The following is a 535-nucleotide window of genomic DNA, read 5'->3' as shown; positions in this document are numbered from 1 at the left end:
CTAACGCCCACACAACCGGCGAGCGGAACATCGTGGAGCGAGTCCAGCCCAATTTGCGCTTTTTGCAAATTGGGCGTGGTTGGTGTGTTTGTTATGCATTATTTTCGATGCCAAATTCGTTCGGGTTTTTGACTTAATTGCCATTCAATATAATCATCCGGTGGGCGATCAATATCAATGACGTGTTCATGCGAAAATGGAATTTCAGCTCCAAAGCAGAGATAGACATCATCTTGGCCTTTTTCTATGCAAGCAGGCTGAAAGTCGAGAATACCTATGTATTTGTCGCCAATGATTTCTGACACAATTACATAGCCACGCTCACCTTCCACAATTATTTTTCCGTTTTCATCTTCATTTTCTATTTCGAGAATTAACTTGGCAGCGTCGCCGACCTTTAAAGATTTCCTTTTCTCGAGTGGTGGAATCCAAAATGTTTCGGGATTTGCCTTATGAGATTCCTCCCCATCCCGTAATTGCCAATAATCTTTTTCAAAACAGGCTAATTCCACGATCTATCCTTTTATGCATAACG

1 protein-coding gene is annotated in these 535 nt (G+C 42.1%); it reads right to left on the bottom strand.

All coding sequences use genetic code 11. The annotated features are described in order from the left end of the window. Window positions 1-98: 98 nt before the first annotated feature. Complete coding sequence (locus ACYQ2C_RS18570; RefSeq protein ID WP_460104694.1) at window positions 99-512, bottom strand: hypothetical protein; 414 nt, start codon at window positions 510-512, stop codon at window positions 99-101. Between the last annotated feature and the right edge of the window lie 23 nt (window positions 513-535).

It is taken from the genome of Sessilibacter sp. MAH3 (assembly GCF_054658275.1).
The sequence above is the reverse complement of the archived record's forward strand: the minus strand, read 5'-3'. Positions and strand labels throughout refer to the sequence as shown.